Raw genomic sequence first — 13,525 nt, 5'->3', positions numbered from 1 at the left:
AATGGATCATCTGTGAAGCTGCCCCGGATCGCGTCGGTCGTCGCCGCCGCCGCGATGGCCCCGGCCGTCCTGCTCTCCTCGCCGGCCTTCGCCGCTGACGCCCCGTCGGCCTCCACCCCGTCCACGCCCTCCGCCCCGACCGTGCCGGACCAGGACTCGGAGGGCCGGCCCGTCGGGGCGGACCCGGCGCAGAAGGCGGCGGACAAGCCCGCGGACAAGCCCGCCGAGGACCCGCAGGCCGCGAAGGACCGGGCCGCGATCCAGGCGATCCTGGCCGACCCGGCGAGCGGGCCGGGCGTGCGCGAGGCGGCCGAGAAGGCGCTCAAGGGGACTGCCGCGGACATGCGGCACTTCCTGGAGGTCGTCTGGCAGCAGGAGCAGTACACCGACGACCGGGTACGGGTCTCCCGGATCCACAGCCTCGGCGGCGTCGCCGTCAAGCGGGAGGCGGAGAAGGCCCTGCGGGCGGGAACCCACGCCGCGCTCAAGGAGTTCCTCGCGGTCGGGCAGCACCAGGCCCGGTACGAGGACGACCAGGTCGAGCTGTTCCGCATGCTGAACGGCGCGGGCAACGGCATCCGCGAGGCCGTCGAGAAGCTGCTGCGCAGCGGAACCCCGGAGCAGGTGCGCAAGTTCATCGAGGTCGACCAGCACAACGTCCGCGCGAGTGACGACCGCGTCGAGCTCGCGCGTATGTACGAGACCGCGGGCCCCGGTCTGAAGGCGGCCATCAACGCGCTCCTCAACGGGCACCCGTCCAACGCGGAGCTGCGCGAGTTCGTGAAGACGGGGCAGCACAAGCTGCGCGACGAGGACAACACCGTCCTGATCTCGTCGATGGTGAACCACGCCGGCCCGGAGCTGAAGAAGGCCGCTCTCGCCGCCCTCAAGGGAACGCCCGAGGACCGTGCCGCGTTCCTCGCGACCGGCCAGCACGAGGCGCGCGCCAAGGACAAGGCCGCGGAGGACGCCGCCAAGGCGGAGCAGGACAAGAAGGACAAGGAGAAGGACAAGGGGAAGGACGGGTCCGCGGGCACGGGCACGACCGGCACCGGTACCGGCACGACTCAGGTCGCGGCCCAGGGCACCGGCGGCAACGGCAACGTGACGGCGGCGGGCGGGTCCGCCTCCCTCGCGAACACGGGCGCCGGTGCGGAGAACGTCTGGTTCGCGGGCGGCAGCGCCGCCGCGCTCGCGGCGGGCGCGGGCCTGGTGCTCGCCAACCGCCGTCGCCGCACGTCGACCGAGGGCTGAGCCGCACCGCCCACCGCACGGGAAAGGGGCGGGGCTCGCGATGGCGGCCCCGCCCCTTCCGCGTGTCCGCGCGTACGCGTCTTCGCGTGTACCGGTATGCGCGTTACGCGCCCTTGAACTCCTGGCGCTGCCGGCCCAGGCCGGCGATCTCCAGCTCCACGACGTCACCGGCCCGCAGGTACGGCTTGGGTTCCGGCTGGCCCATGGCCACGCCGGCCGGCGTACCGGTGACGATGACATCGCCCGGGTACAGGGTCATGAACTGGCTCAGGTACCGGACGACCTCGCCGACCGGGAAGATCTGGTCCGCGGTGTTGCCGTCCTGCTTGAGCTCGCCGTTGACCCACAGCTTCACGTCCAGGACCTGCGGGTCCGGGATCTCGTCGGCGGTGACCAGCCACGGGCCGAGCGGGGTGAAGGTCTCGCAGTTCTTGCCCTTGTCCCAGGTGCCGCCGCGCTCGATCTGGAACTCGCGCTCCGAGACGTCGTTGACCAGCAGGTACCCGCCGACGTGCGCGAGGCCCTCCTCGGCGGAGGCCAGGTAGCGGGCGGTGCTGCCGATGACGACGCCGAGCTCGGCCTCCCAGTCGGTCTTCACGCTGCCGCGCGGGATCAGCACGGTGTCGTCCGGGCCGACCACGGTGTCCGCGGCCTTGAGGAACAGGATCGGCTCGGCCGGCGGCTCCGCGCCGATCTCGGCCGCGTGCCCGAAGTAGTTCAGCCCGATGCCCACGATCTTGCCTATGCGGCCGACCGGCGCGCCGATCCGCAGCCCTTCGGAGTCCAGGACCGGCAGCTCACCCGCTTCCGCCGCCTCCCGCACCCGGGAGAGTACGGAGTCCTCCGCGAGGAGAGCGCCGTCCACATCCGTGATCAGGCCGGACAGGTCACGCAGGGTGCCGTCCTGGTCGAGCAGCGCGGGGCGCTCCGACCCGACGGGTCCGACACGCAGCAGCTTCATGGGCATTCTCCCGTGGTCGTGGGTGGTCGGCGCAGGGGCGGGCCCAGGCGCCGGCCGATGGGTTGCGGCCATCGGAGGATTGGTCGATCCTCCAAGAACTGCGGCCAATCCGCAAGACCCTGTTCACAGACTGGAACGCCCGCCTCCGCGGGACTGGAGCCAGGCGCGCTCCGCCACCGACCAGGCGGTGGTGGTCAGCAGGTACAGCCCGGCGGCGAGCGGCACCACCGCGGCCGTGATCAGCGTCCCGAAGGACAGCAGGGGCAGTACGCCGCCCAGCTTGCGCAGGACCTCCCGCTGCTCGGCGCTCACTCCGGCCGGAGCCGCGGCCCCGGCCCCGGACCCGGACCCGGACCCGGCCGGGGCGAGCGCGGCCTCGGCGGCAGCCCGGCGGCCCCGTACCGCACTCCACGCGGCCACGGCCCCGATCGCCGCGAACAGCCCGAGGAACACCAGCCCCTGTTCCCCGAGCAGGCCGCCCTCCCCCAGCGCCTCGGTCCACCGGGCGCCGAGCGGCGCGGCGAACAGCCGGTGCGCCAGCAGTTCGTCGCCCGAGGAGAAGGCCTGGTACAGCAGGAAGAACACCGGCAGCTGCAACAGCACCGGCAGGCAGCCCGCCGCCGGGGTCGCGCCGCGGAAGGCGGCCCGGCTCAGCGGATGCAGGGCGAGCCGCACGAGCACGGTGAACAGCACGATCGCGGCAGCGGTCGCGGACTCGGCCAGTACCGGCTCGAGAAGCCGGCCCAGCTCGGCAACAAGGTGGGTGAAAACGGACACGCGGGCCCTCCGAAGGGTCTCGTCGACGTCGAAAGAGATGCAGGGAGATGCATTTCGGCGTGACGACCCGCGAGGGGCGACGACAGTGATCGCTCAGCAGAAGGCGAGAAGTGGTGCGGTACTGCGGAAGCTGCGGTGCTGCGCGCCCCTACGCGGCCGTCGGGACCCCACGGCCGGGCGCCCTGGGCCGCGACCGGCCCGAGGCATCGGGATCGCGCTGCGGCAGGAACGCCGTGCGCTGCTCGCGATCACGGATCGCGGTGCGTATGCGGTGCGGCGGCACGGGCCGCGCCAGACGCGCGGCGGCGGCCAGGGCCTCGGAGCCCACGGCAACGGTGGCGGCCAGAGCGACGACGACCGCGCCCAGCCCACCCTCCCCGGCGAACAGCGCGAGGACTCCCCCGAGCAGCAGCAGAGCAGCCGCCCACGAGGTCCGGGGTGCGAACAGGCAGAAGAAGAAGCGCCGAGCCATGCCGACCTCCCCCTTCCACTCCCCCGCGCGAACCTCCGTACGAGACCCGCGTCTTCCCACCGATACTAACCACCCCCACTGACAAAGAGCCGGGGACGGGGGCGGATCAGGACCGGAGGGTCCCCCACACCACCAGCCGGTACGTGGACGTGTACTCGGGCGTGCAGGTGGTGAGCGTGATGTACGCGCCGGGCTCGCTGTACCCGTGGTCCGGCTTCACCAGGCTCCGCGGCACGGACGCGATGACCCCCACGTCCCGCTCGGTCGTCTCACCGAGCACCTTCCCGACCACGTACGTGAACCGCCGCCCGCGCACCTCGACGACCAGTTCGTCGCCCGCCCGCAGCCGGTTGATGTACCGGAACGGCTCCCCGTGCGTGTTCCGGTGCCCGGCCAGGGCGAAGTTCCCCTGCTCCCCGGGCCCGGCCGTCCCCGGGTACTGCCCCGCGTACCCCTTGTCGAGCACGGCCCGCTTGTCGATGCCCTGCGCGACGGGCACGGTGAGGCCGAGGCGGGGGATCCGCAGGACGGCGTACGCCCGGTCCCGGGCCGGAGGCTTGGCGGCAGGTGCCCGGGGGGCGGACGACCCCGGCGCAGGCGACGTATCCGGTTCTGTGTCACCGTCGCCGGTCGCGTCCGCGCCGACCGGCGCAGGCGACACGGAACCGGCGGACTCCTCGGGAGGGCTGTCCGGCGTCATACGCGCCCAGTCGCTCTCCAGGGCCCTGACCCGCTCCTGCGCGGCCGCGACGGCCTGCCGGTTGGTCCACCACACCTGGTGCACCACCAGCAACAGGACCACCACCCCCACCGTGACGGTCAACTCCGCGGCCGCCCACAGCACCCCTGCGAAACCGGCCCGGCGCGCCCGCCGGCCGCTCCCCTGAACCACCACAGGTATGTGATCCCGCACGGGCGGCACCTTAAGTCCTCCCCCGTCAACTGACCAGCAGCAGTACGGTGTGATCCATGCGCCCTGACACGCCTGCCGAGCACATCGCCGAAGCCGAGCGCCTCATCCGCACGGCGACCCGCTATCCCGAGGACCAGGAGCCGCTGCTCCTCCAGGCCGCTGCCCACCTCGAGTTGGCAGACGCCCGGGACCGCGCCAGCGCGCTGTACGACCAGCTCCTCTCCGCCTCGCCGGCCAACCCCCACCTGGTCAAGGCCCTGCAGGCGGCGAACCTCTGGGAGTACGGCCACGAACCGGAGGCCCGTGCCCTGATCTCGGGCATCCGCGCCGCCTCGCCCATGGACCCGGCGCCGTGGGAGGTCATCGCGGAAACGCTGGAGGCCCACGACGAGTTGGAGGCCGCGCACCACTGCTTCTCGGAGGCGGCGACCCTCCTGATCGCGGAGGACGCCCCGCTCACCCCGGCCACCACCGCCCTGCTGACCGGCCGCCACCGGGTACGCCGCCTCCTCGCCCTGCCCCACGACGACTGGGACATGGTCGCCGACACCCGCCACATCGGCCCGATCCCGCTGGACGAACTCCACGACCCGAAGCGCATCTGGGCCCTCGGCTCCGACGACCCGGCCGAACTCCGCGCCGAGATCGCCCGCCTCCGCGCCGAACTCGGCGACCGCCGCGCCGCCCTCTCCCGCCCCTTCCCGGTGGCGATCCTCCACTGGCCCGCCCGGGAACTGGCCGAACTCCTCACGTCGTACCCCACCCTCGCGGCGGAGTACCCCTCGCACGAGGCCCACCTGGCACAGGTGGAATCCTCCCTCCGCGCCCTCGCCGCCTCGGGCACGACGAACCTCGGCATCGTCACGGGGAACGTCCCGTCGTACGAGGCCTTCGCCGCCTCGGAAAAAACCTCCCCGGCCTCCCCGTCCCTCCTCGCGGAATACGCCACAACCCTGGCCGCCCGCGGCAAAGCCACCCCCTGGCCCCCCACCCCTACGAACCCCTGCTGGTGCACGTCGGGCAAGCCCTACTCGGAGTGCCACGGGGCGACATCGAATACTTGACCGGCACAGGAGCGGGGGCGGGGCGGCGGGCGTTAATTGACCCGAGCCAGGACTGGGGCTACTGACTGGTGCGACCTGAATAGAAATTGTCCCACCAGTCACGCTGATATGCGGCATAGACGGGGTGGAGACCGTGACTCCTTTTCATCAGGAGTCGAGGCAGCGTCGTGCGCGCACCAGATTGAGGAACACGCTCGATCACGCTCCAGTCCGCTCCGAACGATATGGCTCCGATGTCCAATCGCACATGGCAGTTGGGGCAAAGACACAGGATGTTGCGCTCGACATCCGGCCCTCTGTGAGGTTCAGCCAACGGCTTGAGGTGCGCACCTTGGCTATACGGCTTGGAGTTGGCGCCGACCAGCCTTATGCCACAGGTCTGACACTGCCCGTCGTACAGGTCCTTGATCCGGCGGGCAGCCGCCGTGTCGCGAATCATCCGCTGGACCTGCGCGGTTCGCGTCTGTGGAAATTTCTCCTCGTCACTGAAATCGGAGAGTTCAACGACGGCGCGCTCCACCGCGGTGAGTTCCTGCTCAGGTTCCGAGCAGCGCTCGAGGATGAACTGACAAATCTCGATCGACTGACCCTCCGGACCCGGCGTCGCAGAAATAGCTGTGGCTGCCCGAGTGATGCGGTACAGGCCGTCGTAGCGATAGCCCTCACTCGGCGAGTAGCGCTCGTCACCCTTGTATCCACGGAGGATCCGAATCGGATGCCCGCGATCATAGCTCAGCTTTAGTGCAGCATTATCTGCATAGTCCCAGCGCTGACTTGCCTTGAGCCGCTTCGTCTGCGGATCCCGGTCCACGTCGGGAGAAGCGCCCGTATAGCGGATCTCGTGCCATGAATCATCATCGTCGCGATATCCACCATTGAGGACGATTGCATCCGACACGACTGCGCCATCGGAGTCCTTGAGCTTGGAAATGCCCCGCTGGAGATCGCTGTGGAGGCGCGCGTCGAAGACGTCCCTCCGCCGCCGAAGCACAGAACCGGGCTCAATTCCATCAATGTGCCCAATGATTCGCTCAACTGTCATCACATCAGCATAGCCACCGCCGATCAAGGCCGATCAGATTTTGAGCAGCAACTACAAGGGCAGCAGGAGCTGTTGGTGGCCGCGGGCGTGGGCTGTGGGTGGGGTGGGGCGGGTGGTGGCCAGGGTGAGGAGGGTGCGGAGGGCCGCCAGGACTTGTTGGGGGGTGTCGCGGAGTATCGAGGGGGTGGCGCTGATGACCAGGATGCCGTGGGACTCCAGGCGGAGGCGGCGGCGGAGGGTGGCGTGCCAGGCGTCGCGTGTGTAGTGGTACTCGACCGAGTCGATTTCCAGGGCCACGCCCTCGTCGGGCCAGTAGGCGTCCGGGCTGGCCAGGAAGGTGCCGTCCGGGGTGTAGAGGCGGGCGTTCCACAGGGGGGTCGGGAGGTCCGTCGCCGTCAGGACGTCGCGGGCCCGGGCCTCGGCGATCGAGCGGACACCGGCGAGGAGTTCGCCGGCGGCGGCGCGGATCGCGGGGCGGGTGAGGAGGCGGGCGGCGCGGAGTTCGGCGTGCAGGTCGTGGGGGTGGCACCAGCCGGCCTGGACGACGTGGGCGAGGGTCGAGCGGATGTGGTCGGGGTCGTGGGTGCGGGAGGCGAAGTCGGCTGCGGCGCGGACCGGGCGCGTGCTGGGGATGCCGTGCACCGTGATCGTGCGCGGCCAGCGGGAGGTCGGGAGGGGGCGGACCTCCGGGGTGCCGGTGAGCTTGCGCGGAGCGCGGATCAGGACGTCGGCGGGGGTCTGCGGGGCCTCGCGGATGCCGAGGAGGGCGAGGGCGGCGCCGCCGGTGAGGGCGGCCGTGTCGCCGGACAGGGGGTCCGCGGCGGGTTCGGAGGCGTACAGGACGGCGGCGAGGGCGCGTTGGCGGTGGTCCGGGGGTCCGGTCTGGAGGAGGTAGACCCGGGGCAGTAAGCGCTGCCACGGCCCGCCGGGGCGGGTCCGGGAGGTGATCGTGCCGCCGGCGACGCCGGCCGCGGTGAGCTGGTGGCGCGTGGCGACGTTGAGCTGGCGGCGGGGTGCGGGCGTCCGGCCGGGTTGTACCGGTTGGGCCCCGTCGTGGGGTGGGCGCGGGGGTCGGGTGGACTGCCGGGTGAGGCGGGGTGTGATCATGCGGCGGGTATGCCCCGCCGGGGTGGGGCGGACACCCTCAGCGGTTCGGGTGGTCCGGGGAGAGGAAGACGATCACGCCCGTCTCCGTGCCCGGGCGGGCCGGGACCTCGTGCCAGCCGAGGCGGCGGTACGTGGCCACGGTGTCGGTGGCCAGGCGGGAGGTCAGCAGCCAGGCGCGCCGGTCCGGGGCGTCGGCGGTGATCTCGGTGAGCAGGGCCCGGCCCGTGCCGCGGCCGCGCGCGTAGGGGCGTACGGCGAGTTCGTCTATCTCCAGGGCGCCGGTCAGGAGCTCCTTCACGCGGTCCGGGCCGAGCTGGTCGCGGACCTGCGCGTACGCGCGGTTCCTGGGGAAGGCGGCCGGGGTGATCCAGCCGGTGGCGAAGCCGTCGATGCCGACCGGGGACTGGGCGAGGGCCGTACGGAATCCAGGGCGCCGGGCGTCGACCGGGAGGCGGGCGGCGAACTGGCGAATGGTTTCTTCGTCCTCGTTCCAGGGCGGTCCGGAGAAGACGTCGGCATAGGCGTCGACCAGTTCGTCCGCGAGGTCGAGGACGGCCTGTCCGTAGCAGATCACGATGTCCTGGCTCCTGAGTGAGGCGGGTGAGGCGGTGGGGTGGGATTTTTCCCTTTGGTGGGGAGAGTGAATTTATGCCCTTCGGGTTCCTGAAGGCACACACCGCACGGATCCGGCGAGTGTGCGACAAATCCCCTCCCCGCCCTCCGTGTCGGCGGGCCCCGCGCCCGCGTTGAGCAGCCGTGGACAGACTGCTTCGGGCGGCCGGCCGGTGCGCGCTCGCCTTCCTCCTCGTCCTCGGCGTCGTGGCGCTGCTGCCGCGCGCCGTACGGGACGCCCTGCCGGACGCGCTGATCGGCGGAGCCGTGGTCGTGGTGGTGTGGGTGCTGGGCGCCCGCCGGATGGCCGGGCCGCCGCGTTAGCCTCGTAGGACCATCGATACGGCAAGAGAGACCGAGGAGTTCGACATGGCGCGGGTACCGAGTTCCGTGGTGGCGGCCGCCGGATTGGTCGGCGGCTACGCCGTCGCCCGGTGGACCAAGAAGCGGCCGCTGGGCGGTGTCGTCCTCGGCGCGGCCGGGCTCGCCGCCGGACGCGAGTGGCACCGCCGGGGCGGCGCGCCCGCGGCGGCCGGACTCGGCGCGCTGTACCTGGCCGGCTTCGCGGGCGCGCACCCGCTCGCGAAGAAGGTCGGCGCGTGGCCGGCCGTGTTCGGGGCCGCGGGGGTCGTGGCCGCCGCGTCCTGGGCCGTCGCCGACCGCGGCTGACGACCGCGGCTGACGACCGCGGCTGACGAGCCCGGCTGACCAGCGCGGCTGACCAGCGGGGCTGACCAGCAGGGCTGACCAGAGGGACGGCGCCGAACGGCCTACGCCCCGAACGCGCGCGACACCGTGTAGATGAGCAGGCCCGCCAGGGCGCCGACCACCGTGCCGTTGATACGGATGAACTGCAGGTCCCGGCCGATGTGCGCCTCGATCTTGCGGGAGGTGTGCTCGGCGTCCCAGGCCGCCACCGTGTCCGTGATCAGCGAGGTGATCTCGGTCCGGTAGGTGGTGACGACGTAGACGACGGCGCCCTCCAGCCAGCCCTCCGCCTTCCGCTGGAGGCGACCGTCGGTGGCCAGCCGCGTCCCCAGGGACATCAGCGAGGAACGCACCCTCAGCCGCAGCTCGCTCTGCTCGTCCTCCGCCGCCGAGATGATCATCGAGCGGACGGCGGTCCAGGTGGAGGCGATCACGTCCTGGACCTCGCCGCGCGCCAGCAGCTCGGACTTGAGCCGCTCGACCCGCTCCCGGGTGTCCGTGTCCGCCTGCAGGTCGGCCGCGAAGTCCGTCAGGAAGCGGTCGACCGCTCCGCGCGCCGGGTGCTCGGGCATGTCCCGCATCTCGGTGAGGAAGCGGAGCAACTCCTTGTAGACGCGCTCGCCCACCTTGCGGTCCACGAACCGCGGGGTCCAGCCGGGCGCACCGCCCTGGACGGCGTCCGTGATCGAGTCGCCGTGCGTGACCAGCCAGTCGTGGGCCTTGACGCACACGAGGTCGACGACGCGGTGGTGACCGCCGTCGGCGACGACCCGCTCCAGGGTCTTGCCGATGCCCGGCGCGATCTCGGCCGTCTCGGCGCGCCGGGTGATGGCCTCGCCCACGACGGCCTGCACATCGGAGTCGCGCAGTACGGTCAGGGCTCCGCGCAGGGCAGTGGCCAGCTCGGCGGTGACCCGGTCGGCGTGCGCGGGCTCGGCCAGCCAGGCGCCGAGGCGGCCGCCGATGCCGAGGGCGTGGAGCCGGGCCCTGACCACGTCGGCGGAGAGGAAGTTCTCGCCGACGAACTCTCCGAGGGTGACGCCGAGCTGGTCCTTCTTGGTCGGGATGATCGCCGTGTGCGGGATGGGCAGGCCGAGGGGCCGCCGGAACAGGGCGGTGACGGCGAACCAGTCCGCGAGCGCGCCGACCATGCCGGCCTCGGCGGCGGCCGCGACGTAGCCGGCCCAGCCGCCGGCGCCCCAGGCGTGCTGGGCGTACTTGGCCAGTACGTAGACCAGCGCGACCAGGACCAGCAGGCCGGTCGCGGTGGTCTTCATCCGGCGGACGCCGCGGCGGCGCTCCTCGTCGGCGGCGCTGAACACGAAGGCGCCGCGGGACGCGGCCGCTGCCATTGCCGTTGCGGTTGCCGTGGCGGTTGCCGCGGCCGCTCGTGGTGGCGGTGGCGGTGGGGCGGCACCTCCTGTGGTGGTGCGGTGGTCCACGTCGTCCTGCCTTCCCCCGGGGCGCGCCGGTTTTGTCTGCATAGCATCCGACTATTGGGAGGCGCGAGGAGTTCCCGGCACGCCGTTTCGCTCCCGCGAGGGGGGCGGTCCAGCCGCCGGTCCTGGTCCCGTGGCGGGGTGGGGGCCTGGGCCTGGGCCTGGGCCTGGGCCTGGGCCTGGGCCAGCGGCCGTCCCCGAGCGCCCGCGCCGGCCGCCCGTCCGGGTTCGCCTCTCGGCCGCGGCGTGGGCCGCCCCGCCCGGTGCCACGCCTGGCCACCAGGTACGACCGCACCCCCCGCCGTCCCGACCTCGTCCAGACCGCCGTCCCGGCTGCGTCGCCCGGCTGCCACGACCCGCCGTACGAGCGAGCCGCGCCGGGGCGCGAGCGGCCCATCGGCCAGGCTTCCGTTCCGCACCCCGGCCCTGCCCCGCCCCGCCCTGCCCCGCCCCGCCCCGCCCTGCCACCGCGGACCGCGCGCCGCAGGCGCCCCTACAGCCGCTTCTGCAGGGACGGGCCCGACGGCGGGCGTTTCGGGGGCTTGACCTTGATGTCCACGCCGCCCCAGAAGGCCAGGCCCGTGACGACCACGCGCGGAGCGCCCGGTTCCACCGGGCCCGGGCTGTCGCGCTGGTCGAAGGCGCCCATCAGGCCGATGCCCCGTACGTCGACCTCCACGCCCGGCGGCACCGTGATCTGGATGCCGCCCATGATCGCGAAGCAGTTGATCACCACCTCGCGCTCCGCGAAGTTCGCCTCGCGCAGGTCCAGCTCACCGCCGCCCCAGAACGCCACCGCGTCGAAGCGGGCGGGCACGGTCCACACCCCCTTGCGCTGGAACCCCGACATGACGGCGATCGCGGTCGTCGATGTCCCCCGGCCGCCGATCCGCGCCGGCCAGGACGAACCCGCGGCCGCCGCCGGCGCCGTCAGCGGCGCCGCGCCCCCGGCCGCCGGCAGGTCCCGGGTCAGCGGTTCCAGTTCCGCGTACGTACGGGACTTGTACGCCGCCTCCAGCCGCTCCTCGAATTCCTCCATGTCGAGCCGGCCCTCGGCGACGGCGTCCCGCAGACGCTCCACCACCCGGTCCCGGTCGGCATCCGACGCCCTCAGCTCCGGCAACGGCTTCTCCGGCCGTTCGTCACTCATGCGGACCAGACTATGCAGGGAACCCGGGGAGTTGTACGGCTTGAACCCCTGTCCGACTCCGGGTTGCCCCTGATTTACCCCCGGCCCGCCCGGCCCGCCCGGCCCGTCCCCGCCCCCCCCGCTACTCCCGCCCCGCGTACATCCGCGCGATCACGTCCTCGATGTCCGGTTCCCGCACCGACAGGTCCAGCAGCGGATACCGCGCCGCCACCTCCGCGACCAGCGGCGCGGCCGAGGCGCCCGCCGGGAACGCCAGCCACTGCCGCGGCCCGTCCACCTTCACCACCCGCGCGCCCGCCACCTCGATCGGCCCGAGTTCCCGCTCCAGGTCGATCACCAGCGTCCGCTCGCTCTCCCCCACCGACCCCGCCGCGTGCAGCCCGGCCAGCGGACCGTCGTACATCAGCCGCCCGTGGTCGATCACCATCACCCGCTCGCACAGTTGCTCGATGTCCTGGAGGTCGTGCGTGGTCAGCAGCACCGTCGTGCCGAGCTCCGCGTTCAGCTGCCGCAGGAAGCCCCGCACCTTCGCCTTGCTCACCACGTCGAGCCCGATCGTCGGCTCGTCCAGGTACAGCACGTCCGGATCGTGCAGCAGGGCCGCCGCGATGTCCCCGCGCATCCGCTGCCCCAGCGACAGCTGGCGCACCGGTACGTCCAGCAGCTCGGCCAGGTCCAGCCGCTCCACGCAGCGCTCGAGGTTCTCCTCGTACCGCGCCCGCGGGATCCGGTACATCCGCCGCATCAGGCCGTACGAGTCCTTCAGCGGCAGGTCCCACCACAGCGTCGTGCGCTGCCCGAACACCACCCCGATCCGGTGCGCGAGCCGCATCCGCTCCCGCGCCGGGTCGATCCCCGCGACCCGCAGGCGGCCGCCGCTGGGCGTGAGGATGCCGGTCAGCATCTTGATCGTGGTCGACTTCCCGGCGCCGTTGGGTCCGATGTACCCGACCATCTCGCCCCGCGCCACCGCGAAGCTGATCCCGTCCACCGCCCTGACCTCGCGTTTCTCCCGGCGCATCAGGCCCACCCGGCGCCGTACGCCGAAGACCTTCTCGACCCCTTCCAGCGAGATCAACACATCCGGCACAGCTGAATCCGACACCACTGGCTCCCCTAGCTCCCCGTGCTTCGATACGAACGGACCCCCGCGCGCCACGCCAGCGACGCGGGCAGGAACACCGCGAAGGCCACCAGCGGGCTCAGGTACGCGACCCATCCCGGCAGGCCCAGCGGGTCGGGCCGCCCCAGCACGTGCAGCGCGGGCAGCCAGTTGACGAAGGCCAGCGGGATGATGAAGGTGACCCCGCGCAGCAGGTCCTTCGCGAAGATCGTCGGCGGGTACTGGAGCATCGCGTTCCCGCCGTACGTGAAGGAGTTCTGCACCTCCGCCGCGTCCCCGGCGACGAACTGGAACGCGGCCCCGGCCACCATCACCGCCGCGAAGATCGCCGCCCCGGCCGCGATCATGACGGGCACCAGCAGCACCTTCCCGGCCGACCAGTCCACGTCCAGCGCCGACACCGCCCAGCCCAGCACCACCAGCCCCTGCACGATGCGTCCCAGGCGGCGCAGCGCGAACCGGTCCGCCGCGACCTGCGCGAGCAACGGAACCGGGCGCACCAGCATGGTGTCGAGGGAGCCGTCGCGCACGCGGGCACCGATCCGGTCGGTGTTGCCGAGCAGCAGGTCGGCCAGGCCCAGGGAGGCCGAGCAGGACCCGTACAGCAGGGCGATCTCGGGCAGCGAGAAGCCGCCCAGCGCATCCACGTGCTGGAACATGATCCAGATGCCCACGAAGTCGAGCAGCTGGATCGCCGCGTTCCCGAACAGCGAGAGGAAGAAGGAGGTCCGGTACGTCATCGTCGACCGGATCCACATCCCCGCGATCAGCCCGTAGCCGCGCAGGCCCTCCCGCGCCCGGCCGCGCCGGGGCATCAGCACACCGGCGGACTCCCGTTCCGCAACCGGCTCCCGCCTGAGCCCGCCGTCCGCTTCCGGGGCCGGATCCGGATCCGGCCCCGGA

Annotated in this window: 15 protein-coding genes; 4 read left to right on the top strand and 11 right to left on the bottom strand. The window is 72.4% G+C overall.

All coding sequences use genetic code 11. The features are described from left to right. The first annotated feature begins 12 nt into the window (after positions 1-12). On the top strand, positions 13-1,254 hold the full coding sequence (locus tag ACZ6I1_RS12150; RefSeq protein ID WP_469286092.1) for an ALF repeat-containing protein: 1,242 nt from the start codon (positions 13-15) through the stop codon (positions 1,252-1,254). A 103-nt stretch (positions 1,255-1,357) separates the two neighbouring features. Here ACZ6I1_RS12150 and ACZ6I1_RS12145 read toward each other — a convergent pair whose 3' ends face one another. The 4 genes from ACZ6I1_RS12145 to ACZ6I1_RS12130 form a co-directional block, all read right to left on the bottom strand. Then, positions 1,358-2,215 carry a fumarylacetoacetate hydrolase family protein gene (locus ACZ6I1_RS12145; protein ID WP_469286090.1) on the bottom strand — a complete coding sequence of 286 codons (858 nt, stop codon included), beginning with the start codon at positions 2,213-2,215 and terminating at the stop codon, positions 1,358-1,360. Between the two features lie 123 nt (positions 2,216-2,338). Next, complete coding sequence (locus ACZ6I1_RS12140) at positions 2,339-2,992, bottom strand: YidC/Oxa1 family membrane protein insertase (protein WP_469286088.1); 654 nt, start codon at positions 2,990-2,992, stop codon at positions 2,339-2,341. Positions 2,993-3,140: 148 nt separating this feature from the next. Continuing rightward, complete coding sequence (locus ACZ6I1_RS12135; RefSeq protein ID WP_469286085.1) at positions 3,141-3,464, bottom strand: DUF6412 domain-containing protein; 324 nt, start codon at positions 3,462-3,464, stop codon at positions 3,141-3,143. 106 nt (positions 3,465-3,570) lie between these two features. Further along, positions 3,571-4,356 carry a class E sortase gene (locus ACZ6I1_RS12130; protein ID WP_469286083.1) on the bottom strand — a complete coding sequence of 262 codons (786 nt, stop codon included), beginning with the start codon at positions 4,354-4,356 and terminating at the stop codon, positions 3,571-3,573. 77 nt (positions 4,357-4,433) lie between these two features. Here ACZ6I1_RS12130 and ACZ6I1_RS12125 point away from each other — a divergent pair, with 77 nt between their 5' ends. Further along, on the top strand, positions 4,434-5,441 hold the full coding sequence (locus ACZ6I1_RS12125; RefSeq protein ID WP_469286081.1) for an SEC-C metal-binding domain-containing protein: 1,008 nt from the start codon (positions 4,434-4,436) through the stop codon (positions 5,439-5,441). Between the two features lie 58 nt (positions 5,442-5,499). Here ACZ6I1_RS12125 and ACZ6I1_RS12120 read toward each other — a convergent pair whose 3' ends face one another. From ACZ6I1_RS12120 to ACZ6I1_RS12110, 3 genes are read right to left on the bottom strand one after another with little or no spacing between them, the layout of a single operon-like run. Next, positions 5,500-6,483, bottom strand: coding sequence for a YDG/SRA domain-containing protein (locus tag ACZ6I1_RS12120; protein WP_469286079.1), 984 nt, complete (start codon positions 6,481-6,483; stop codon positions 5,500-5,502). 51 nt (positions 6,484-6,534) lie between these two features. Further along, positions 6,535-7,590: a hypothetical protein gene (locus ACZ6I1_RS12115; protein WP_469286077.1), complete on the bottom strand. Its 1,056-nt coding sequence runs from the start codon at positions 7,588-7,590 to the stop codon at positions 6,535-6,537. A 37-nt stretch (positions 7,591-7,627) separates the two neighbouring features. After that, entirely contained in the window at positions 7,628-8,164 is a 537-nt protein-coding gene (locus tag ACZ6I1_RS12110) for a GNAT family N-acetyltransferase (RefSeq protein ID WP_469286075.1), read from the bottom strand. A gap of 182 nt (positions 8,165-8,346) precedes the next feature. On the opposite strand from ACZ6I1_RS12110, the gene ACZ6I1_RS12105 reads away from it, so the two are divergent. Continuing rightward, entirely contained in the window at positions 8,347-8,526 is a 180-nt protein-coding gene (locus ACZ6I1_RS12105) for a hypothetical protein (protein ID WP_469286073.1), read from the top strand. A gap of 45 nt (positions 8,527-8,571) precedes the next feature. After that, on the top strand, positions 8,572-8,871 hold the full coding sequence (locus ACZ6I1_RS12100) for a hypothetical protein (protein WP_362392311.1): 300 nt from the start codon (positions 8,572-8,574) through the stop codon (positions 8,869-8,871). Positions 8,872-8,972: 101 nt separating this feature from the next. Here the strand turns inward: ACZ6I1_RS12100 and ACZ6I1_RS12095 are convergent, their stop codons facing one another. The 4 genes from ACZ6I1_RS12095 to ACZ6I1_RS12080 all read right to left on the bottom strand — a co-directional run bounded on the left by ACZ6I1_RS12095 (position 8,973) and on the right by ACZ6I1_RS12080 (position 13,437). Beyond that, positions 8,973-10,262, bottom strand: a complete 1,290-nt coding sequence (locus ACZ6I1_RS12095) for a DUF445 domain-containing protein (protein ID WP_469286071.1) — start codon at positions 10,260-10,262, stop codon at positions 8,973-8,975. A gap of 580 nt (positions 10,263-10,842) precedes the next feature. Continuing rightward, entirely contained in the window at positions 10,843-11,499 is a 657-nt protein-coding gene (locus tag ACZ6I1_RS12090) for a DUF1707 SHOCT-like domain-containing protein (RefSeq protein WP_469286069.1), read from the bottom strand. Positions 11,500-11,620: 121 nt separating this feature from the next. Continuing rightward, positions 11,621-12,718: an ABC transporter ATP-binding protein gene (locus tag ACZ6I1_RS12085; RefSeq protein WP_469286067.1), complete on the bottom strand. Its 1,098-nt coding sequence runs from the start codon at positions 12,716-12,718 to the stop codon at positions 11,621-11,623. Beyond that, complete coding sequence (locus ACZ6I1_RS12080; RefSeq protein ID WP_469286277.1) at positions 12,616-13,437, bottom strand: ABC transporter permease; 822 nt, start codon at positions 13,435-13,437, stop codon at positions 12,616-12,618. The genes ACZ6I1_RS12085 and ACZ6I1_RS12080 overlap by 103 nt, the downstream gene beginning before the upstream one ends. Between the last annotated feature and the right edge of the window lie 88 nt (positions 13,438-13,525).

The organism is Streptomyces sp. NPDC046303 (assembly GCF_055588085.1).
The sequence above is the reverse complement of the archived record's forward strand: the minus strand, read 5'-3'. Positions and strand labels throughout refer to the sequence as shown.